Origin of the sequence: Hydrogenophaga pseudoflava (genome assembly GCF_004353865.1) — a bacterium.
Classification (GTDB): Bacteria; Pseudomonadota; Gammaproteobacteria; order Burkholderiales; family Burkholderiaceae_C; genus Hydrogenophaga; species Hydrogenophaga pseudoflava.
The window spans coordinates 4,460,214-4,481,721 of record NZ_CP037867.1; the positions used below are offsets into that span (position 1 = coordinate 4,460,214).

20 protein-coding genes are annotated in these 21,508 nt (G+C 70.5%); 5 read left to right on the forward strand and 15 right to left on the reverse strand.

Going from position 1 to position 21,508, the window contains the following annotated elements; translation table 11 throughout:
* Positions 1-80 precede the first annotated feature (80 nt).
* Both HPF_RS21470 and HPF_RS21475 read right to left on the reverse strand, forming a co-directional pair.
* Entirely contained in the window at positions 81-914 is an 834-nt protein-coding gene (locus tag HPF_RS21470) for a creatininase family protein (RefSeq protein WP_133157775.1), read from the reverse strand.
* A 25-nt stretch (positions 915-939) separates the two neighbouring features.
* Positions 940-2,154: an SAM-dependent methyltransferase gene (locus tag HPF_RS21475; protein WP_084397580.1), complete on the reverse strand. Its 1,215-nt coding sequence runs from the start codon at positions 2,152-2,154 to the stop codon at positions 940-942.
* 121 nt (positions 2,155-2,275) lie between these two features.
* Between HPF_RS21475 and HPF_RS21480 the strand changes: the two genes are divergently transcribed.
* Positions 2,276-4,447, forward strand: coding sequence for a protein-disulfide reductase DsbD family protein (locus tag HPF_RS21480; protein ID WP_133157776.1), 2,172 nt, complete (start codon positions 2,276-2,278; stop codon positions 4,445-4,447).
* Positions 4,448-4,489: 42 nt separating this feature from the next.
* The gene (locus HPF_RS21485; RefSeq protein ID WP_133157777.1) at positions 4,490-5,116 is read left to right on the forward strand and encodes a thioredoxin family protein; all 627 of its coding nucleotides are present in this window, start codon (positions 4,490-4,492) and stop codon (positions 5,114-5,116) included.
* 16 nt (positions 5,117-5,132) lie between these two features.
* Here HPF_RS21485 and HPF_RS21490 read toward each other — a convergent pair whose 3' ends face one another.
* From HPF_RS21490 to HPF_RS21505, 4 genes are read right to left on the reverse strand one after another with little or no spacing between them, the layout of a single operon-like run.
* Positions 5,133-5,408, reverse strand: coding sequence for a DUF2164 domain-containing protein (locus HPF_RS21490; protein ID WP_127806912.1), 276 nt, complete (start codon positions 5,406-5,408; stop codon positions 5,133-5,135).
* 9 nt (positions 5,409-5,417) lie between these two features.
* Positions 5,418-5,900, reverse strand: coding sequence for a CYTH domain-containing protein (locus HPF_RS21495; RefSeq protein ID WP_133157778.1), 483 nt, complete (start codon positions 5,898-5,900; stop codon positions 5,418-5,420).
* A gap of 24 nt (positions 5,901-5,924) precedes the next feature.
* Positions 5,925-6,386, reverse strand: a complete 462-nt coding sequence (locus HPF_RS21500) for a hypothetical protein (RefSeq protein WP_133157779.1) — start codon at positions 6,384-6,386, stop codon at positions 5,925-5,927.
* 53 nt (positions 6,387-6,439) lie between these two features.
* Positions 6,440-6,922: an anthrone oxygenase family protein gene (locus HPF_RS21505; RefSeq protein ID WP_133157780.1), complete on the reverse strand. Its 483-nt coding sequence runs from the start codon at positions 6,920-6,922 to the stop codon at positions 6,440-6,442.
* 297 nt (positions 6,923-7,219) lie between these two features.
* Here HPF_RS21505 and hemE point away from each other — a divergent pair, with 297 nt between their 5' ends.
* Positions 7,220-8,317: a uroporphyrinogen decarboxylase gene (hemE, locus tag HPF_RS21510; RefSeq protein WP_133157781.1), complete on the forward strand. Its 1,098-nt coding sequence runs from the start codon at positions 7,220-7,222 to the stop codon at positions 8,315-8,317.
* 390 nt (positions 8,318-8,707) lie between these two features.
* Positions 8,708-10,834 (forward strand): replication restart helicase PriA, encoded by a 2,127-nt coding sequence (gene priA, locus HPF_RS21515; RefSeq protein WP_133157782.1) that lies wholly within the window; start codon positions 8,708-8,710, stop codon positions 10,832-10,834.
* A 19-nt stretch (positions 10,835-10,853) separates the two neighbouring features.
* Here priA and HPF_RS21520 read toward each other — a convergent pair whose 3' ends face one another.
* From HPF_RS21520 to peaA, 6 genes are all read right to left on the reverse strand, one after another.
* A complete protein-coding gene (locus HPF_RS21520) occupies positions 10,854-11,267 on the reverse strand; it encodes a DNA-binding transcriptional response regulator (protein WP_066160458.1) in 414 nt (137 codons plus the stop codon).
* Complete coding sequence (locus HPF_RS21525) at positions 11,255-11,761, reverse strand: GAF domain-containing protein (protein ID WP_066160461.1); 507 nt, start codon at positions 11,759-11,761, stop codon at positions 11,255-11,257. The genes HPF_RS21520 and HPF_RS21525 overlap by 13 nt, the downstream gene beginning before the upstream one ends.
* A gap of 124 nt (positions 11,762-11,885) precedes the next feature.
* The gene (gene peaD, locus HPF_RS21530) at positions 11,886-13,013 is read right to left on the reverse strand and encodes a quinohemoprotein amine dehydrogenase subunit beta (RefSeq protein WP_133157783.1); all 1,128 of its coding nucleotides are present in this window, start codon (positions 13,011-13,013) and stop codon (positions 11,886-11,888) included.
* A 20-nt stretch (positions 13,014-13,033) separates the two neighbouring features.
* A complete protein-coding gene (gene qhpC / locus HPF_RS21535) occupies positions 13,034-13,354 on the reverse strand; it encodes a quinohemoprotein amine dehydrogenase subunit gamma (protein WP_066160465.1) in 321 nt (106 codons plus the stop codon).
* 1 nt (position 13,355) lies between these two features.
* Positions 13,356-14,786 (reverse strand): quinohemoprotein amine dehydrogenase maturation protein, encoded by a 1,431-nt coding sequence (gene peaB / locus HPF_RS21540; protein WP_133157784.1) that lies wholly within the window; start codon positions 14,784-14,786, stop codon positions 13,356-13,358.
* Positions 14,787-14,811: 25 nt separating this feature from the next.
* Positions 14,812-16,395 (reverse strand): quinohemoprotein amine dehydrogenase subunit alpha, encoded by a 1,584-nt coding sequence (gene peaA / locus HPF_RS21545; protein WP_133157785.1) that lies wholly within the window; start codon positions 16,393-16,395, stop codon positions 14,812-14,814.
* Between the two features lie 189 nt (positions 16,396-16,584).
* On the opposite strand from peaA, the gene HPF_RS21550 reads away from it, so the two are divergent.
* Positions 16,585-17,580, forward strand: coding sequence for a helix-turn-helix domain-containing protein (locus HPF_RS21550; RefSeq protein WP_133157786.1), 996 nt, complete (start codon positions 16,585-16,587; stop codon positions 17,578-17,580).
* A gap of 17 nt (positions 17,581-17,597) precedes the next feature.
* Here HPF_RS21550 and qhpG read toward each other — a convergent pair whose 3' ends face one another.
* Genes qhpG through HPF_RS21565 form a run of 3 tightly spaced genes read right to left on the reverse strand, consistent with a single transcriptional unit; the run spans position 17,598 to position 21,335 of the window.
* A complete protein-coding gene (qhpG, locus tag HPF_RS21555) occupies positions 17,598-18,944 on the reverse strand; it encodes a flavin-dependent monooxygenase QhpG (RefSeq protein ID WP_207959232.1) in 1,347 nt (448 codons plus the stop codon).
* Complete coding sequence (gene qhpE, locus HPF_RS21560) at positions 18,941-19,603, reverse strand: subtilisin-like serine protease QhpE (protein WP_133157787.1); 663 nt, start codon at positions 19,601-19,603, stop codon at positions 18,941-18,943. Before qhpE ends, qhpG begins: the two co-directional genes overlap by 4 nt.
* Entirely contained in the window at positions 19,596-21,335 is a 1,740-nt protein-coding gene (locus HPF_RS21565; protein WP_133157788.1) for an ABC transporter ATP-binding protein, read from the reverse strand. The genes qhpE and HPF_RS21565 overlap by 8 nt, the downstream gene beginning before the upstream one ends.
* Positions 21,336-21,508: the final 173 nt, after the last annotated feature.

Here is a 21,508-nt window from a genome sequence, read left to right on the forward strand (position 1 = left end):
CGGGCCGGCCGCCGGGCCGCCCCAAGGCCGGCCCAGCCCACTCGGGGGCAGCGACCCGCACAGCGGCGGAGCGTGGGGGCTCAGTTGAACGCGGTCTGCTCGCGCAGGGTGTCGGGCGGCAGTTGGTCGATCTCCACCAGCGCCTGGGCCAGCGCCCGGCCGGCCGCGTCCAGCAGCGCGCGGCCCTTCCCGGCCGTGGCCGCCGCCGCATTGCCCACGGCGCCCTGCGGGTTGTAGTCCTGCATCATCCAGCCGAGCTTGGCGCTGCGGCCGTTGCCCAGCGTGGCGAACCGCTCGGCGCGGTCCTGGGAGGTCGAACGAAAGTACTCGGCCTTGTCCATGCGCACGCGCTGCGGGTGCAGCGCCAGCATCATCGAGGTCTCGATCTCGCCGGCGTGGATGCCGAAGCGGTGTTCGTCGGCGCTGAACAGCGCGTTCACGTCGTTGCCGGCCGCGTCGCGCAGCGGCAGGTTGAACCAGCTGATGCTGTAGACCAGCATGCCCAGCCGCGCGCGCAGGTCGCGCGCCACCAGGTCCAGCGCCCCCACCTGGCCGCCGTGGCTGTTGAGCAGCACCAGCTTCTTCACGCCGCTGGCGGCCACCGCCTCGCCGATCTCGGTCCACACGCGCACCAGGGTCTCGGCCTTGAGCGTGAGCGTGCCGGCAAAGCGGGTGTGTTCGGGCGAGAAGCCGATGGCCTGCGTCGGCAGGAACAGCGCCGGCAGATCGGCCGGCAGGTGCGGCAGCGCCGCCGCCACCACGCCGTCCACGATGTCCGTGTCCACCGACAGCGGCAGGTGCGGCCCGTGCTGCTCGGTGGCGGCCACCGGCAGCACCGCGATGGCGCGCTCGCGGTTCAGCGCGGCGAAGTCGGCGGTGGACAGGTCGGACCAGTGGCGGATCGGGGCGTTCATGTGCCGGAGTGTAGGCCCGCGGATTTCAGGGGTACATCCAGCGCCGCGACCAGGGCAGGCCCTGCGCCGACTGGCCCGCCGGCCGGCACAGCACTTGGTAGAGCGCCACCTCGTCGTGTTCGAAGGCCCAGGCGCAGCCGGCCAGGTAGATGCGCCAGATGCGCCAGCGCGTCTCGTCCACCAGCGGCCGGACCTGCGCCGCGTGCGCTTCGAAGGCCTCGCTCCACAGCTGCGTGGTGCGCTGGTAGTGGCGGCGCAGGTTCTCCACGTCCAGCGCCTCCAGCCCGCCTTCCTGCAGGGTGCGCAGCACGGTGCCGATGTGCGGCAGCTCGCCGCGCGGGAACACGTAGCGGTGGATGAACTGGCCGCCGCCGTGACGCGTCTCGCCATCGTGCGCGTCGGTGCTGGTGATGCCGTGGTTCATGGCCCAGCCGTCGGGTTTGAGCAGTTCGCGGATGCGGCCGAAGTACGCCGCCAGGTGGTCCAGCCCCACGTGTTCGAACATGCCCACGCTGGTGATGCGGTCGAACGGGCCGTCGGCCACGTCGCGGTAGTCCTGCAGCCGGATCTCGACCCGGTCCTGCAGCCCGGCGGCGCGCACCCGCTCGGTGGCCAGGTCGAATTGGTTCTGCGACAGCGTCACGCCCACACAGCGCGCGCCGAAGCGCTGCGCCGCCCGCAGCACCAGCGCACCCCAGCCGCAGCCGATGTCCAGCAAGCGCTGGCCCGGCTGCAACCGGATCTTGCGCAGGATGTGGTCGATCTTCTTCTCCTGCGCCTGCTCCAGCGTCTCGTCACCCTGCTCGAAATAGGCGCAGGAATAGACCATGCCCTCGCCCAGCCAGGGGCGGTAGAAGTCGTTGGACACGTCGTAGTGGTACTGGATCGCCTCGCTGTCGCTCTCACGCGTGTGGCCGAAGCGGCGGCGGATGCGGCCGAGCAGGCCGGTGGTCGGCTGGGCGCTGGCCGCCAGCCCATGGGCCACCTCGACAATGTCTGACAAGCGCCCGTCCACATCGACCAGGCCTTCGACATAGGCCTGGCCCAGGGTGTCCAGCCCGGGTTCGATCAGCAGCGGCCAGGCCGCCGCCCCGCGCACCCGGACCTCGACCGTCGGCGCCTCGCCCAGCGCGACCGCCGACGCACCGTCCGCCCCCCAGCGCAGGCGCACCGGCACGTTGGCCTCGCGCCGCACCCGCTCGGCCCAGCTCTGCAGTGCCCGCTCCATCATCGAACCCATGGCGCATCTCCCGTGAGAACAACGCCCGGGTTGTAACATTTGCCGGCCGCTGCCGCACCCCTTTGAGGAACTTGGCGCGCCCGGCGCCCTCCTACCTCGGCGCCCTTCCACCCCACTCCCCATGCGTTCACTGCCTGCTGTCCTCGCCCTCCTGCTGCTGCCCCTGGCGGGCTTCGCCCAGAACCTGCTCGGCGGCGACGCCACCGTGGTCAAGACCGACCAGGTGCGCGCCGAGCTGCTGGCCCACGCGCCCGAAGGCGCCGCGCCGGGCGCCAAGGTCTGGGTCGGCCTGCAGCTTACCCACGCGCCCGAGTGGCACACCTACTGGAAGAACTCCGGCGATTCCGGCCTGCCGACCGAGCTGCAGTGGACCCTGCCGCCTGGCGTGACCGCGGGTGAGATTGCCTGGCCGACGCCGCGCAAGTTCCCCATCGGCCCGCTGGCCAACTACGGCTACAACGGCACGGTGCTGCTGCCGGTGCCGCTGACCGTCTCGCCCGACTTCCAGGGCCAGCAGCTGGACGTGAAGCTGCAGGCGGCGTGGCTGGTCTGCCGCAAGGAGTGCATCCCCGAAGAAGGCCAGTTCTCGCTGCGCATCCCGGTGATGGGCTCGACCGGGCTGAACGGCGCCGCTTTCGACGCCGCCTTCAACGCCGCGCCCAGAGACCAGGCCGCCGCCACCAGCGCGCTGGCGCCAGAAGCCGGCTTCCTGAACGTCTCGCTCGACACCCTGCCCGCCGCCTGGAAAGGCCAGAAGCTGGAGTTCTACCCAGAGCCCACCGGCCTGATCGACCCCGGTGCGCCCTGGACCCAGGCCTGGGACGGCGCGCGCTGGACCGCGAAGCTGCCGCTTTCGGCCCAGCGCGGCGACAGCCCGTCCGAAGTCGCCCTGGTGGTGGCGCAGGCCGACGCGCCCGGCGAAGGCCCGGGCCTGGCCGGCGTGCGCATGACGGTGCCGGTGCAGGGCGCCTGGCCGCCGGTGGCGGCCCTGCCGGCGGCCGGCGTCTCGCCCGCATTGCAGGCCGCGCTGGACGCCAACGCCGCCCGCGCCGCCGCACCGGCGTCCGGCGCCTCCGTGCTCACGCTGGGCGCCGCGCTGCTGGGCGCGCTGATCGGCGGCTTGATCCTCAACCTCATGCCCTGCGTGTTCCCGGTGCTGGCGATCAAGGTGCTGGCATTCGCCAAACACGCCGACGACCGGGCCGCCCACCGCCGCTCCGGCCTGGCCTACACCGCCGGCGTGGTGGTCTCCTTCCTCGCGCTGGGCGGCCTGCTGCTGGCGCTGCGCGCGGCCGGCGAACAGCTGGGCTGGGGCTTCCAGCTGCAGAGCCCGGCCGTGGTGGCGGGGCTGGCGGTGCTGTTCACGCTGATCGGCCTGAACCTGGCCGGCCTGTTCGAATTCGGCAGCGTGCTGCCCTCCGGCCTGGCCAGCCTGCAAGCGAAGAACCCGACCGCCGACGCCTTCCTGACCGGCGTGCTGGCCGTCGCCGTGGCCTCGCCCTGCACCGCACCGTTCATGGGCGCCTCGCTCGGCCTGGCCGCCACGCTGCCCGCCGCGCAGGCGCTGGCGGTGTTCGGCGTGCTCGGCCTGGGCATGGCCCTGCCCTACCTGGCCGCGAGCTGGTGGCCCGCCATCGCACGCGCGCTGCCCCGCCCCGGCGCCTGGATGGAGCGTTTCCGCCAGTTCATGGCCTTCCCGATGTTCGCCACCGTGGTCTGGCTGCTCTGGGTGCTGGGCCAGCAGAGCGGCATCGACGGCGCGGCCGCGCTGCTGATGCTGCTGCTGGCGCTGGCGCTGCTGGTCTGGTCGCTCGGGCTGTCGGGCAGGGGGCGTGTGGTGCTGGGTGGCCTGTCGGCCGCGGCCCTGGTCTGGATGGGCGTGGCCGTCGGCCCGAACGTGACCCGGCTGCAGGACAGTGGCCCGGCCGCCGTGGCCGAGACCGGCGTGCAGGGCGTGAGCTGGCAGCCCTGGAGCCCCGAGAAGCTGACCGCGCTGCAGGCCGAGGGCCGGCCGGTGTTCGTCGACTTCACCGCCGCCTGGTGCGTCACCTGCCAGTTCAACAAGCGCAACGCCCTGGCCGACGAGGGCCTGCTGCAGGACATGGCCGCAAAGAACGTCGCCCTGCTGCGCGCCGACTGGACGCGGCGCGACCCGGCCGTGACCGCCGCGCTGGCGCAGCTGGGCCGCAACGGCGTGCCGGTGTACGCGATCTACAAGAACGGCCAGCCACCCGTGGTGCTGACCGAGGTGCTGAGCGTGGGGGAGGTTCGAACCGTGCTGCAGGGGCTCTGACCCCGCAGCGTCGCCGTTTCAATCACCGACCGGAGATTCACGATGCAACGACGCCCCTTCATCACCAGCCTCGCCGCCCTGGGCTCCGCCGCCCTGCTGCCCCGTCTGGCCCAGGCCGCCGCCGCGGTGGGCCAGCCGGCGCCCGATTTCCGCCTCGCCGACACCGCCGGCCAGGCCGTCAGCCTGTCGCAGTTCAAGGGCAAGCTGGTGGTGCTCGAATGGAACAACCCGGGCTGCCCCTTCGTGCGCAAGCACTACAACGGCAACATGCAGTCGCTGCAGAAGGACTTCACGCAGAAGGGCGTGGTCTGGCTGGCGGTCAACTCGACCGAAACCCAGAGCGGCGACTACCTCGAACCCGAGCAGCTGGCGCGCTGGATGCGCGACAAGGGCGCCAGCCCCACGGCCACGCTGATGGACCCGGACGGCAAGGCCGGCGCCGCCTTCGGCGCCCGCGTCACGCCGCACATGTACATCGTCAATGCGCAGGGCCTGCTGGTCTACGCGGGCGGCATCGACAGCATCCCGTCGGCGCGCGAGTCCGACATCCAGAAGGCCACCAACCACGTGCGCCAGGGCCTGACCGAGCTGCTCGCGGGCCAGCCGGTCAGCGTCGCCTCCAGCCAGGCCTACGGCTGCAGCATCAAGTACAAGAGCGGCTCGGCCTGAGCCCCGCCCGCGGCGCTCACTTCTTCCCGCGGGCGCCGCGCTCGTACTTGCGCCAGTAGGCGAACTCGTCCTCGTGGACCTCCAGGTCCAGCTCGGACACGCGCTGCTGCAGCCGCTCCTGCACGTCGGCCACGGCCTTGTTGTAGACCACCGGGCCGATCTCTTCGAGGAAGAAGCCCAGCAGGCCACCGGCGGCGATGTTGCCGATGGGCTCGTCCATGTGTTCGCGGAAGTAGCGCTCGATGGACTGGATGGCCTGGGTGCGCTGGTCCTTGGGCAGTTCGATGGGCATCGGTTTCTTTCAGTCACGGGCGCCCGCCGCACCGCGCCATTGGCTGAACGGGTGGGTGGCCAGGTTGGAGTTGAAATAGCGGTGATCGTGCGTCACCTCCTCGCCCACCCAGGGCGGCAGGTCGACGGCCTGGTCCTCGCTCGCCAGCTCCACCTCGGCCACCACCAGGCCCGCGTTGTCCCCCAGGAACTCGTCGATCTCCCAGAGCAGGCCGCCGTGCTCGACCCGGTGGCGCACCTTGTCGATCAGCGGCCCGTCGCACAGGGCGAGCAGCGCCTCGGCGTCGGCCAGCGGAATGGCGTATTCAAACTCCGCCCGGGTGGCGCCGGTGGTGACACCCTTGATGGTGAGAAACGCCTGAGCGCCGGCGACGCGCACCCGCACCGTGCGGTGCTGGTCGCGGTTGAGGTAACCCTGGCAGATGCGCTGGCCATCGGCCGTGCGCCAGGCGGTGCCGGTGACCCGGAATTTGCGTTCGATTTCGATGGGCATGGCAAGGTCAATCAACAGGCAGGTTCAACGCGAGCGTCGTCTCTGATCGAGATGGTGGCCGATCCGTCCGTAGATCGCCGCCCACACGAGCCCATTGAGCAGGTAGTCGAGGAGCAGCACCGCAAGGCTGGTGTCTCCCTGCGGTTCAAGTTCAGCGAACCGGACGACGAGATAGGCAGGTGAGCCGTGAAGCGCCTCGGCCACGACCCCCAGCGCCCCCAGAAGCTGAAGCGGGAACGGCAGGACCAGCAGCGAGAACAAGCCATGGCTCACAGGATACGCGGCCAACCCGCAGGCAGCGCCGACGATCGCGCAGACATGTTCGCGCGACCGCCAGCGGGCATACAGCCAGGCCGTGAGCGGCAGGCAGACGGCCCACAGAAGCGTCGACAGTTTCCCGGGCCAGCCAGCAAGAAGGAGCAACGCGGCGGCTTCAGCCACCCCCAGGGCGAAAAGCTCAAAGCGCCCTGCGCGCGTGGTTTTCATGCGGTTGACCGGATGCAGACAACGCCGGACTCAGCGGAAGGCCCTGCCGAGCTTCAGGCTGCCCGGGTGTGGGAGGGTTCCGTGCGCTGACCGACCGCGGCAAACAATGCCAGCGCAAAGCCCCCCACCGCCAGGGCGGTGCGCAAGCTGTGCCACTGCCACCACGTGTCGCGCAGTTCCGCCCAGTTGCTCGCGGGGGCCTGGGCGCTCCAGGTCATGACGAGCACATTGATGGGCTGGTTCGCGAAGCGGGTGATGAGGCCCGCGGCCACCAGGCAGAGCGCCGCCACGACGAGCAGCGAGCGGGCGCGTCCGTCCCGCCGGGTCACCACGGCCAGGGCCGCCGTCAGAACGATGCAGGCCAGGCCGAGGGCAGGCAGCACCACGTTCAGCGCACGGATGGTGTTCTGCTGCATCTCGACATAGGCGCCCGCCGACAGCGCCGCGGGATTGAACCCGAGCCAGATGCCGAACATGGTGCCCACGAGCAATGCCGTGAGGAAAAGACCCGCGAATCGAAGGGTGGTGGCCAGCATGGCGGTCCTTGAACATGAGATCTGACGCCCGACTCAAGTCGTGCCGCGCAGCGGCAGCGGGTGGACGGATGGAATGGATTCCCCGGCTCGTTCGTGCGCGATGGACGCTCTGGTCTCGTGGGCGGGGATCCGTCTTCATCCAGACAAAAAGGTCGCCGGTCATGCTACACCCGAGGCCATTGACTTGGCAAAGTCTGCTCGCCGCCAGCAGACCCGCCTGCGCTCGCTCAAAGTGAGGTCACAGCCCACACGGGATAATCGCCGCTTCCCGTCAGATCACCGCAACCGGATACCCCCATGAGCTTCGCCCCCCTGCAGAACGACACCTTCCTGCGCGCCTGCCTGCGCCAGTCCACCGCACACACGCCCGTGTGGCTGATGCGCCAGGCCGGTCGCTACCTGCCGGAGTACTGCGCCACGCGCGCCAAGGCGGGGTCGTTCATGGGGCTGGCGACCAACGTGGATTACGCCACCGAGGTGACGCTGCAGCCGCTGGAGCGCTACGCGCTGGACGCGGCCATCCTGTTCAGCGACATCCTGACCGTGCCGGACGCGATGGGCCTGGGCCTCACCTTCCAGCAGGGCGAAGGCCCGAAGTTCGCGAAGACGGTGCGCACGGATGCCGACGTGGCCACGCTGGCCGTGCCGGACATGGACAAGCTGCGTTATGTGTTCGACGCGGTGACCAGCATCCGCCAGGCGCTGAACGGGCGCGTGCCGCTGATCGGCTTTTCGGGCAGCCCCTGGACGCTGGCCTGCTACATGGTGGAGGGCGGCGGCTCGGACGACTACCGCGCCGTGAAATCGCTGATGTACAGCCGCCCGGACCTGATGCACCGCATCCTCGCGATCAACGCGGACTCGGTGGCCGTGTACCTGAACGCCCAGATCGACGCCGGCGCGCAGGCGGTGATGATTTTTGACAGCTGGGGCGGTGTGCTGGCCGACGGCAAGTTCCAGGAGTTTTCGCTGGCCTACACGAAGCGCGTGCTGGCGCAGCTCAAGCGCACCGACGGCACGGGCGCGGTGATTCCGCGCATCGTCTTCACCAAGGGCGGCGGCCTGTGGCTGGACGACATGAAGGGCCTGGACTGCGAGGCGCTGGGCCTGGACTGGACGGTCAACTTGGGCCACGCCCGCGCATTGGTGGGCGACAGCAAGGCCCTGCAGGGCAACATCGACCCGAACGTGCTGTTCGCGCCGCCCGAGGCGATCGACCGCGAGGTGGCGGCCGTGCTGGAGAGCTTCGGCACGCCGCACCAGGGTGCCGGCACGGGCCCGACGCACATCTTCAACCTGGGCCACGGCATCAGCCAGTTCACGCCGCCGGAGCATGTGAAGGTGCTGGTGGACGCGGTGCACGCGCATTCGAAGCGCCTGCGCGCGCAGTCTTAAGACTCCATCGGCCTGGAAGCCGCGCCAGGCCTAGCGGAGCGCCGCCGCGACCCCGTGTCAAGTCACCCGGCGCAGTTTTTTCTGAGAAACAGCGCTTGACAGGCCTTGGTTATGCACAAATTTTTTGCTGCGGTGCAGAAGGTACATTGCATCACCATTGCCCACTACCCCGGAGGGGTTGGTTTTGCAAGTTATTGATTTCATTGAGCTTTGTGGTTTGCCATTTTTACGGGCAGTTTAAGAAAGCCCTTGATTTACAAGGGTTCCCGCGCCTGCAAACACATCTATCAACAAAGTTATCCACAGAAAATCTGGACAGCTGTGGAAGCCTTGACAAATCAATGACTTACCCGGCTTTTCGACAGTTCAACTGAGGAAAAAGCGCCAAATATGCCTACTTGGTCCAGCGTGGTCGTTGCGACCCCCGCCCACAGCGGTCTGGGGCCGGCGCTGAGTTACCGAAGTGAGTTGTCGCTCGCGCCGGGAACGCTGGTGCGTGTGCCGCTGGGCACGCGCGAGGTGCTGGGTGTGGTGTGGAACGGGCCGGACGAGCCGCCGCCGGGGTTGGACCCGGCGCAGGCGAAGTCGGTGATCGGGGCGCTGGAGGGACTCCCGCCGCTGAGCGCCACCTGGCAACAACTGGTTACGTTTGCAGCCCGCTACTACCAGCGCAGCCTGGGCGAGGTGGCGCTGGCGGCGCTGCCGCCGCAGCTGCGCGAGCTGGACGCGGTGCAGCTGGCGCGGCGACTCAAGCGCCGGGCCGGCAAAGCAGCCCCGGCCGGCCGGGACGGCAGCGCAGCGCCCGCCGTGCCGCCGTCCAGCGAGGAGCAGGCGGCGGTGCTGGCGGCGCTGCCGACGGCGACCGAGCCGGTGCTGCTGTATGGCGCCACCGGCAGCGGCAAGACCGAGGTCTACCTGCGCGCGACCGACGACGCACTGGCGCAGACCGCGCCCGAGGGCGAACCGCCGACCCAGGTGCTGGTGATGGTGCCGGAGATCAACCTCACGCCGCAGCTCGAAGCCCGCTTCCGCGAACGTTTTGCCCCGCGGTACGGCGAGGGCGCGGTGGTGTCCATGCACAGCGGCATGACACCCGCGCAGCGGCTGGGCAGCTGGCTGGCGGCGCACAGCGGGCAGGCGCGCATCGTGCTGGGCACGCGCATGGCGGTGTTCGCCTCGATGCCCGGCCTGCGCCTCATCGTGGTCGATGAGGAACACGACCCGAGCTACAAGAGCCAGGACGGCGCGCGCTATTCGGCGCGCGACCTGGCGGTGTACCGCGCCAAGGTGGAATCGGAGGCCCTGGCGCCGCGCGGCCAGCGCTGCCAGGTGATCCTGGGCTCGGCCACGCCCTCGCTGGAGAGCTGGCACGCGGCCGACCAGGGGCGCTACCGGCGGCTGGAGATGCCGGCGCGCATCGGCGGCGGCGCCCTGCCCCGGCTGCGCCTGGTGGACATGAACCACCAGCCCAAGGGGGCCAGCATCGCGCCGCCGCTGCTGGCGGCGATGGAGGCGCGCATCGCGCGTGGCGAGCAGTGCCTGGTGCTGCTCAACCGCCGCGGCTATGCGCCGGTGCTCTCGTGCGACGCCTGCGCCTGGAAGAGCCAGTGTCCGCACTGCAGCGCCTTCCGCGTGTTCCACAAGCTCGACCGCACGCTGCGCTGCCACCACTGCGGCTTCAGCTCGCGCGTGCCGCGGTCCTGTCCGGACTGCGGCAACCTGGACATCGCACCGGTGGGGCGCGGCACCGAGCAGATCGAGGAACAGCTGGCCGGCCTGCTCTCGGACGTGAAGCGCCCCGACGGCCAGACCGCCAGGGTGGCGCGCATGGACGCCGACACCACACGCCTCAAAGGCAGCCTGGAGCAGCAGCTGGCCGCCCTGCACAGCGGCGAGGTGGACGTGCTGGTGGGCACGCAGATGGTGGCCAAGGGCCACGACTTCCGGCGCATCACCCTGGTGGCCAGCATCAACGCCGACGCCGCCCTGTTCGCCAGCGACTACCGCGCGCCCGAGCGGCTGTTTGCGCTGCTGATGCAGGCGGCGGGGCGGGCCGGGCGCGACGCGGCGCAGTCCGGCGCCAGCGAGATGTGGGTGCAAACCTGGCACCCGGAGCACGCGCTGTTCGCCTCGCTGCGCAAATACGACTTCCCCGGTTTCGCCGCCACCCAGCTGGCCGAGCGCGAAGCCGCGGGCATGCCGCCCTTTGGCGCCCAGGCCCTGCTGCGCGCCGACGCGCGCACGCAGGAAGCGGCGCAGGCCTTCCTCAACGCCGCCGCCGAGGCGGCGGCCAGCCTGCCGTACCGGGACGAAGTGACGCTCTACCCGGCGGTGCCGCTGACCATCCAGCGCGTGGCCAATGTCGAACGCGCGCAGCTCCTGGTGGAAAGCGCCTCGCGCGCGGCGCTGCAGCGCTTCCTGGCGGCCTGGCAGCCGCTGCTGCTGGACGGCCGCAGCGTGCCGGGCGCGCGCGGGCTGCTGCGCTTCGCGGTGGACGTGGACCCGCTGGTGATATGAAGCTCCCGCGCTGCGCGCCTCAGCCGGGCACCGTGGCCGCGGCCAGCAAAGCCTCCACCGTGGCGATCAGATCGCGAATCTTGAACGGCTTGAGCAGCAGGCGCCGGATGCGCAGTTCCTTGAGCCGTGCGGCCATGGTGGCGTCGATGCCGGACGCTGTCATGGCCACCGGCATGTCGGCCGAGCAGACGAACGATCCCTCGCGCAGACGGGTGAGCAGGTCCAGGCCCGACCCGCAATCCGACAGGGACACGATGCCCGCCTGCAGCGAATCGTCCACCAGGAGCTTCGTCGCCAGGTCGCAGCTGCCCGCCTGAATGACGTGGGCCAGCTGAAGTTCGCGGCAGACGGACGCCACCGTCCCCCGGACCAGACCGTCCGGCTCGACCAGCAGGATGCGCGGCAACCGGCGGACGCCGATCAGGGTTGGCATGGTGCGGCCTCCTGGCGGAGCATTTCTTCCACCACGAGGTCGCGCAGGGACCCCAGAATGGACTGGTCCACCGGGTCCATCTGGCGCGGCCGGGTGTCCATCACGCACAGGGTGCCGAGCGCCACGCCATAGGGCATGCGCAGCACCGCCCCGGCGTAGAAGCGGATCCAGGGCTTGTTGACCACCAGCGGGTTGTCGTGGAAGCGCTCGTCCTTCAGCGCATCCGGCACCACCAGGATGTTGCGCTCCAGGATGGCGTGGCCGCAGAAGGAGATGTCCCTGGGCGTTTCCCGGTCCTCGATGCCGAAGTTCGACTTGAACCACTGCCGGTCCCGGTCCACCAGGGACACCAGGGCCATGGGCATGTCGAACTCCCGCATGGCGAACTGCGTGATGCGGTCGAACCGCTCCTCCGAGGGCGTGTCCAGGATGAGCAGCTTGCGCAGCGCCTTCAGTCGCTGGCTGTCGTACTCGGGAATGGGGGCCAGGATCATGGTGTTCTCCCAGGGCAGATGTACGCCCTTTGTGTTGCATTTCGGCAGACACGGCAGAAAACTTGAATCACAACCACCGCCGGGTGGTCGTGATCCTGGTCCACGGGTCCTGGCGGCCCCGTCCCTAGCGCGTGAAGGTCTGCGGCGCCGCGGCCCCCATGTCGCCGCCCGGCAGCGCGAGCGTGCTCAGCGGCTTGAGATCGGCCGCGTCGTACACCGCGAGGTTGTTCCAGGTGCCGCCCAGGTACACCTTGCTGCCGTCCCGGTTCATCGAGACCGTGTAGTGCGAGTGCGGGATCTCGGCGGCCTTGAGCAGCTTCTTTTGCCGGATGTCGTACTTGGCGAGCCGGTTGAGCACGCCGTACATCAGGTTCGGGTCCTTGGGCGAGCGCACGCCCGTGAAGTAGATCTCGGTGAAGGGCCCGAAGTCGCGCGTCTCGGTCTGGCCGGTCTTGAGGTTGACGTTGAAGTAGCCGTAGATCCAGTCGGCCGTGGCCGGGTCGTCGGTCTTGCCCTTGAACTTCGCCGTGGTGTAGAGGATGGTGAAGTCGTCGTTGGCGTTGCGCAGCGGCCAGACGCTCAGCACGTCGGGCTGGGCGTAGCGTGCGCGCTTCCAGTTGCGCGACGGGATGGCGACGGTGTGCTGGCCGGTCTGTGGGTCGAACTTGTAGATGTCCGGCCCGACCATGTAGAGCGAACCGTCGTGGCCGGTGGCCATCACGGTCACCTGGCGCGGCGCCGGCATGGTGCGCAGCGGTTGGGCGCCCTCGCCGGCCAGCGCGTCGTAGACCGCCAGCCGCGGCTGGCCGACGCGGTAGTGGTCGGGGTGGAGCGTGGTCGGCGTCTGGATGACGTAGAGCTGCTTGCTGTCGTTGCTCAGCGAGAGCGCGAACAGCGCTTTGGCGCGCTCGTCGGCCTTCTGCGACATCCTGGCGCGGAACACCAGCTTGCAGCTGTCGAGCGCGATGCCGTGCACCTCGTCGAAGCGGTTGGTGATGAGGTAGGCCGTGGCCCGGTCGGGCGACATGACCAGGGTGGCGGGGCCGACCGAGCCGGGCACGGCGCAGGTCTTGTAGAGGCTGTCGGTCTTGAGGTCGACGACGTGCAGGTTGTCGGGGTAGTTGCCGACCACCAGGTACTCGTCGCCCGGAACCAGGGGCTTGTCGGCGTTGAGCGGTGCGGCGTGCACGGCGGCGGGCGCCAGGGCGGCCAGCGCGAGGGCCTGCCACGCGGGGGCAAAGGTCTTGTTCATGCGGGTTCTCCGGTGGCGGGTCACTCGTTGGGGAAGACGGAGCCGAGATTGCGCCAGTCGTCCTTGGTGCTGGCGGTCTGCTTGCCCCAGTCCGGGTAGGTGTTCATGGTGTCCGGCACCTGGGCCGGCCACCAGCAGGGGTCGGCGCAGCCGTAGAGGTCGGCCTCCATCGGCTGGCACAGCGAGGCGACGCCGCCGAAGGCGTCGACCTCCCAGCCGGGGTCGAAGGTGGCGGTGCAGCCGGCCACGCTCTGCATGGCGACCACGTCTTCCACTTTGTTCTGTTCGGCCGCCTGGTCCAGCAGCTGGGCCTTCTGGTTGATGGCTTGGAGGTGTTTCATGTCAGTGCACCTTTCGCGGTGAGATGAAGCGGTCGATGAAGGACGGGTTCTTGGCCATGATTTCGCTGTAGACGCCGATGCCGAAATCCACCCAGTCGCGCATGAGTTCGCAGTAGTGGTAGGTCGGGTGGACGGGGTCCTGGTAGCGGGCGTAGCTCTCGTGGTAGCAGCCGCCGGCGCAGAAGTTGCGGATGCGGCAGGTCTCGCAGCCGGTGCCCGTGCGGTCCAGCCGCTGGTCGAGGAACGCGCCCAGGGCCTGTTTCTCGATGCCGGTCTTGACGTCGCCAAAGGTCGGCAGCGAGGAGCCGGTGAAGCGGTGGCAGAGGTTGAGGCCGCCCTCGTGGTCCACCGCCAGCATCTTCAGCCCCGCGCCGCAGGGCAGCGCCTTGCGCTGGCCCTCGTGCAGGTCGGTGATGAGCTGGTGCAGGTTGGAAAAGCCGGTGGTGCGGCCCTGCAGCGCTTCGGCGAGATACCGTTCGCCCAGCCGCTTGAAGCCGGCGAAGACCTCGTGCAGCTCCTCGACCGAGAGGTTGAAGGTGTCGATGTCGCCCGAGGTGACGGGCGCAAAACCGACCTCCGCAAAGCCCAGCTCGTTGAACAGGTGGTCCCAGATGCGCTCGACCTCGGTGGTGCCGTGGGTGAGCGTGACGCGGGCGCCGACGGGCCGCGCGTGGTAGCGGGCCAGCAGCTTGCGCGCCTTGTCGCTGACGGTGCGGTAGGTGCCCTTGCCGCCGACGGTGCGCCGGTTGCGGTCGTGGATGGCCTCGGGGCCGTCCATGCTGATCGAGAGGCCAAAGCGGTGCTCGTCCAGCCAGTCGACGATCTCGTCGGTCAGCAGCGTGGCGTTGGTGGTCATGACGAAGTCCACCTGCTTGCCCAGCTGGGCGAAGCGGGCCTCGCAGTAGTCCACCACGGCGCGGATCAGCTTGATGTTGGACAGCGGCTCGCCGCCGAAGAACACCACACTGAAGCGTTTCTCGTGGGGCGACTCGGACAGCATCAGCTCGATCGACTGCTTCGCGGTTTCCAGCGACATGCGCCGACCCTTGTCGGGCGTGTCGAGGTCTTCCTTGTAGCAGTAGGTGCAGCTGAGGTTGCAGCCGGTGTTGACGTTCAGCACCACGGTGTTGATCGCCAGGTTGCCCAGCGTGGTGACCGGCTTGGCGGCGGGCGCGGGGCGGCCGTCGCTCAGCAGGTCCAGCGTCAGCAGTTCGCCGACGGTCTCGCGCAGGTCCTGCTCGTCGAACCGGCCGCGCAGTTGCTGCACCAGCTGGTCGGCCGAGAGGGATTCGGCGCGCACCCGCTCCAGCACGGTGTCGGTCATCTCGTCGATGCCGTACAGCGCGTTGGTCGGGATGTGCAGCATCATGGTGCGCTCGCCCACCCGCACCTTGTGCAAGTTGTGTTCGCGCAGGCTCAGGATCTCACTCATGTCTGTGCTCCTTGGGGTGTGCGCGTCAGGGCAGCGGCGGGTTGTTCCAGCGCTGCACGGTGACGATGAAGTGGCCCTTGCCGGTCAGCGTCTTCTTGCCTTCGGTCACCGTCGCCACCGCGTTCAGGTTGCCGGCGTTGTTGGTGCTCATGCGGCGCTTCGGGTTGGGGCCGGCGCCGGCCGGCGTGAAGATGCCGGTGTCGGCGTCCATCAGGCCGGCGAACTCGGCGTCGCGGTCTTCCTTGGCGGTCTCGTTGAAGGGCTCGACCGACCACTTGGCGGGCACCGGACCGATGGCCCAGTCGTCCTTGGTGCCCTTCTTGCCGTCGCGCCCCACCGAGTGCGCGATGGCTTCGAAACGGCCCTGCACCACCGGCGTCGAACCACCGTTGCCACCGATGCGGCCCACCGCGTACTCGGGCGCCACCTTCACGTAGTCGATGCGGTCGAACACCGCCAGCGGGCTGCTCGCCGCGCCCACCTGCAGCGCCTTCACGCCCCGGGCCGCGGACTTCGCCGCGCTCACCTTGAGCACCAGCTGGTTCGCATCGCGCGAGACCGTCTCGGCCACGCTCAGGCCCTTGGGCAGCTTCACCTCGCCGTCGAGCCCGGTGCCGACGATGCGCAGCGTGGTCGTCTCGCCCGCGCGGATGAGCGCCGGCTGCACCGCCAGCACCACCGCGCCCTTGTCCTGCCGCGCCGCGTTCAGGTCGCCACCGCTGGCGTCCTGGTCGCGCTCGAACATGCGGCCGCTGGCGCGGTCGCCGTCCAGCGCCATCACCTGGCGCATCTTCACGCCGCCCACGTCGAGGTCGGCGCGCCACTCGTAGCCGGTGTAGACCAGGGCCGCGCCGCTGCCCTTGAGCGGGCTGCCGTCGGCCCAGCTGCCGTCCAGCTCCACCGCGTAGCGGTCGGCCGCGTTGCCTGCCGCCACCGTCATCACGCCCGCGTAGTCGCCCTTGCCGGGCCAGCGGCCGGCCACCGTCCAGCGGCCCACCGGGCTCACCGGCGCCTGGGTCTTCCAGTCGTCCCAGGCCTTGGACTCGTAGGGGTAGGTCTTGGCCAGGTAGGGCACCATCTCCTTGAGCGCAATGCCCAGCCAGTCGCGGTCGCGGCCGCCGGCCTGGTACTCGGTGGTCGGGAACTGGCCCAGGTGGAAGTGCACCAGGTGCTCCCACTCGGCCATCGGCCGGCGCTGCAGTTCCACCCGCGCGCCGGAGTGGCAGCGCGCGCACATCTGGCCGAACAGCTCCGTCTTGTGCTGCTCGATGGTGTTCAGGCGCCGCTCCATGGCGAAGCGCGCGCCCTGGGTTTCGGACGGCGCCAGGCCCTGGGTGTCGGCCAGGTGCTTCACCACGGTGCGCACCTCCTCGGGCGAGAGCTGCGCGCCGTGCATGGTGCGCATGCGGGTCACCGTCATCAGCCAGCTCTCGGGCGACTTACGCTGCTGCAGGCGGTTGACCTGGTCGCCCACCTTGGTGTGGCAGGTGACGCACTTGCTGTTGATGATCTCCTGCGCAGTGGCGGCGCCCGCGGCCGGCGTTGCCGCCAGCCACGCCAGCGCCGCACCCAGCGGCAGCAGCGACCTGAGTGTCTGTTTCCAGTTCATGGGGGTTCTCTCCTCGCAAAGTCACCGCCTTCGTGGCGGCGTGCGATTCACTTTAGGGAGATTCCCGATGGCGCCGTATCCACTTTTGGCAAACGCTTGCGGACCTGCCCGGCGGCATGTTTTTTGCACCGCAGCACAGGCGCGCACCACCCGTGTGCAGATCCCGCCCCACGAATTGCGAGTCGCCCCATGAACCGGTTCCTTGGCCCCACCACCCCGCGCAACGCCACCGCCGACGTGGTGGACGTGCGCGTGAGCGACACGCACGACGCCGACGAACAGGCCGCCTGCCTGACCGACTGGGGCCAGTGCTACGAGCAGATGAGCCACGGCAGTTTTGACGGGCACTTCGAGAGCTACCGCTTCGACGGCATCGAGATCTTCCGGGAAGACACCAACCAGGTGGTGCAGCAGTACGGCCAGCCCCAGGCCGGCACCATGACGCTGGCGGCCCTGCTGAACATCAGCGACGACGGGCGCTTCTGCGGCACCCCGGTCAGTCCCGACCACTACTTCTTCCTGCGCGGCGGCAAGGAGTTCCACTTCCGCACGCCGCAGCGCGTGACCCTGGCCGCGGTGACGGTGAACATGGAGCGTTTCGCCGCCTACTGCCAGCGCGTGGGCGAGCTGCCGCCGCCCGGCACCTGCGTGGACAACGGCCTGATCCACAAAGGCGAGCAGGACGAGCTGGGGGGCGTGCTCACCAGCCTGATGCAGAGCCTGCGCCACTCGCCCGACATGCTGCGCCACGACACCCTGCGCCGCTGCCTGGCCGAAGGCATCCACAGCACGGTGCTGGGCCTGTGTGGTCCGACCGAGAACACCGCCAAGGACCTGACGGCCTGCACGCGGCAGTACGTGGTGAACAAGGCGCGCGACTACATGCGCGAGCATGTGGACGAGCCCATCACCGTGAGCGACCTGTGCGCGCACATCCGCGTCTCTCGCCGCACGCTGCAGTACTCCTTCCAGGACGTGCTGGGCACCAATCCGGCGCGCTACCTGCGCAACATGCGCCTGAACGGCGCGCGGCGCGAGATCCGCCGCCAGACCGACGAGCGCGCACCGGTGGCCGACATCGCGGCGCGCTGGGGCTTCTGGCACCCCTCGCGGTTTGCGTCGGAATACAAGTCGCTGTTCGGCGAGCTGCCCTCGGCCACGCTCAAGGCCGCGGTGAAACACTGAGCGGCCGCGGCCGACGGCTACCGCCCGCCCTGCGCGCGCAGCCAGCGCAGCGCCGCCTGCGCCCGCGGCACCGAGCCGCCCAGCAGCGGCGCCAGGGCCTCGACCTCGCGCCCCGGCGCGGCCCGCGCAGCGCGCCACAGCGGCGCCACCTCGACCCCGTCCACATGCCAGATGCCCAGCGGCTGCTCGGTCGTGACCAGCACCTCGGCCAGCCGGATGCGGTCGCGGTCGACCACCGGGCGCTGTTCGATGTGCGGCGGTGCGTCGCCTTCTGCGCCGTGGGCCGGCAGTGCATCGGGCCAGGCGCGGCGCACGGCCCAGAAAGGCTCGCCGGCCCAGCGCGCCTCCTGCGCGTAGAAGTCGCGGCCGATGCGCGCGAAGCGCTGGAACAGGCCCTGCACCCGCTCGGTGTGGAAGCGCTGCGCGTGCGGCGCGTCGGCCGGGTGGTTCAGCAGGGTGTGCACCACCATCGGCGCCTGCAGCGCCGACGAAAGCGACTGGAAGATGCCGTTGCCAGAGAGCGGGTCGGCCGCCATGGCCGCGTCGCCCACGCGCAGCCAGGTGTCGCCGCAGACCTCGGGCGCGAGCACGGCGCCGCTGGTGCGCGCCAGCGCGTGCACCTCGGCCGCGGGACTATCCAGAAATGGCAAGGCCGCCTCGACCGCGGCCAGCTGTTCGCGGACGAAGGCGCCGAGCTGCGCGCGCGGCGGCAAGGTGATGGCCGACGGATCGACCGTGAGCTGCAAGGCCACCGCGCCACCCGGCAGCCGTGCGCACCAGGCCCAGCCGCCCGGCAGGCTTTCCACCGCCGACCCCGCAGCGCCGCCCGGTGCCCCCTGCCCGCGCCAGAGCAGCGCCACGGTCTCGGGCCCGCGGGTCACGCCCTGCGGCGGGTGCGGCGCGAGGCAGCCACGCGCCTCGACCACGAAGCGCGCGCGCAGGGTCTGCGGCTGCGCATCGTCGGGGCGCTGGATCTGCAACGTGTGCCCACCGTCGCCAGACTCGCCGGGCACCCATCGCATCACCCGCGCGAGCAGACACTCGACGCCGTGGTCCTGCAGCTCCTGCCACAGCAGCCGGTCGAAGGCGGCGCGGTCGACCAGGCGTTCGTGGTTCAGCGCGGTGGTGGAACCGGCCCAGGTGGCGCGGCGCGGCGAAGGTTCGGCGATGGCGGCCAACGCCGCCTCGATGCCGACGCCGCGCAACCCGGCCACCACGCGGTCCGACACACCTTCGATGGCGTCGAAGGCGCGCGGCGTGCCGACCACGGTAACGGCATGGCCGAGCCGGCGCAGGCCCAGCGCCACGGCGGCGCCGGCCGGACCGGCGCCCAGCACCACGATGCCGCGGTCGATCCGCGTCACCGCGTTCTCCTCTCAGGGCCGTGGAAGGCCGCGCTGTCGACCAGCGCCTGCCAGACGGCCGCCCGGTCCCGCGCCACCCCGCCCGCCAGCAGCGCAGCCACGCGCCCGCTCAGGTGCGCGCAACCCAGGCTGGCGCCGGCGTGCGCGCGGTCGCCATCGGGTGGCAGCACGCAGGCGCCGAAGTCGGCGTGCGGCAACAACAGCGCCGAGTGCTGGCCAGGTGTGCAGCGCGCGTCGCCCATGGCTCGGATCGCGCCCGGGTAGGCGGCCGGGAACACCGGATCGCCACGCGCGGGCGTGGACGCGACCAGCAGACAGCCGCTCGCCACGGCGCGCTCGCAGGCGGCGCGCAAGGCCGGGTAGTCCTGCCGCACGCCCAGGCTGAGGTTGATCACGGTGGCGCCCTCTTTCACCAGCCAGTCCACCGCGCGCGCGACCGTGGCCATGTCGGTGCGCAGCGCCTCGCCGAACACCTGGGCCACCACGAAGCGGGCGTCGGGCGCCAGGGCGGTCATGGCCTGCAGGGTACGCGCGCCGTGGCCCAGGCGGTCCATCGCGTCGCCGCCACCGGCCACGAAACTCTGCGCCGCGAGCACCCGGTCCTGCAGCGCCAGCGGCCAGCCGCTGTCGACCACGCCCACCCGCACCGGTTCAGCCATGGGTGCCCTCTGCGCCCTCGTGCGCCTGCACCTCGATGCGACCGCCAGCCAGGTGCAGCCGCATCGAACAGCCCGCCCAGGCGCTGGGCCGGTGGCTGACGATCAGCCGTGTGCGGCCCGCGAAGCAGGCGCCGATCTGCGCCAGGATCTGCGCCTCCATCGCCTCGTCCACCGCCGAGGTGGCCTCGTCCAGCACCAGCACGGCCGGGTCCTGCAACAGCGCGCGCGCGATGGCGATGCGCTGGCGCTGGCCGCCCGACAACGTCTGACCGCGCTCACCCACGGTGGTGTGCAGCCCCTCGGGCAGCGAAGCGATCCACCCGCCCAGGCCGGCGCGCTGCGCGGCCTGCGCCACCGCCGCGTCGTCGGCGCCCGGGCAGGCGTAGCGCAGGTTCTCCAGCAGCGGCGCACGGAACAGCACGATGTCCTGGCTCACCACTGCGACGGCGCGGCGCAGCTCGGCCAGGGCGAGCTGGCGCAGGTCCACGCCGTCGAGCGTCACCGCGCCGGCCTGCGGGTCGTGGTGGCGCAGCAGCAGGTCGATCAGCGTGCTCTTGCCCGCACCCGAGGCGCCGGTCAGGGCCACGCAGGCGCCGGCCGGGATGAGTGCGCTCGCGCCGGCCAGCACCGGCTCGCCACCGCCCGCGTGCGCGAACACCACCGCCTCCAGCCGCAATTCGCCCCGCAGTGGCGCTGGCAGCGGCACCGGCTCAAGCGGGTCGCTCACGGCCACCGGCTCGTCGCGCAGCTCGGCCACGCGCTCCAGGCTCACCCGCACCTTCTGCAGCCCCACGTACCAGCCCAGCAGGCTGTTCACCGGGCCGCTGGCCATGCCGAGGTAGGTGGAGAACGCGACCAGCGAGCCCAGCGCCCACTGGCCGTCGATGACCCAGGCACCACCGATCAGGAAGGCCAGCGCGCGGGTCCAGGCGGTGAGCTGGCCGGGCACGGCGTGGGTGGCGAACTCGATGATCTGCAGCCGCAGCAGCGACGAGAGGTAGCCCGCGTGCAGCCCGTCCAGCCGCTGCGCCTCGCGCGCCTCCTGCCGGCTGGCCTGCACGAACTTGAGCGCGGGCAGCACCTCGACGAAGAAGCTGGACACGTCGCCCGAGCGCTCGCGCAGCGCGCGCGTGCCCTCGGCCACGCGCGGGCGCATGCGCCGCAGCCACCACCACTCCAGCGGCAGCAGCAGCGCCACCAGCAGCGTCAGTTCCCACGACAGCCAGAGCATCCAGCCCACCGCGCCCAGCAGACCCAGCAGGTTGGACAGCACGGCAAACAGGCTGTCGACCGCGAAGCGCTGGATCTCGGCCATGTCGCCGTCCAGCCGCGACATCACGTCGCCGGTGCGGCGCCGCGCCCAGAACGAGGGCGAGAGCCGCTGCAGGTGCGCGAACACGTCGTGCCGCAGGTCGAACAGCACCGCGGCCGAGAGCCTGGTGTGCAGGTAGCGGTTGAGACCGGCCAGCAGCGTGGCCGCCAGCCCGGCCAGCAGCATGAAGAGGGCGGTGGTCCAGAGCACCTCGTGGCTGCGCGCGATCAGCCCGTCGTCGATCAGCCGCTTGACCAGCAGCGGCTGCAGCAGCACCAGGGCCGTGGCGATGACCGACAGCGCCATCACGCCGGCCATGGCGCGTGCGCGCGGCCGCACGAAACCGGACAGCCACGCCCAGTGCCGGCGCTCGCCCTCCGGGCGCCGCCGAGCCAGCAAGGGAACGAGCAGGCCGAACATGCGGGCATGGTGGCACAGCGCCGCGACGCGCCCAAGGACCCTGTGGCGGGCAGGCCGCAGGCCGCTACGATTGCCAAAAGTGGCTACCGGAAAGCGCGGCTTGTCGGCCAAGGTCGAGCAACAGGCGACGCGCCCGGACGACAAGGCCGCCCTGCCTTCCATCACAACAAAGG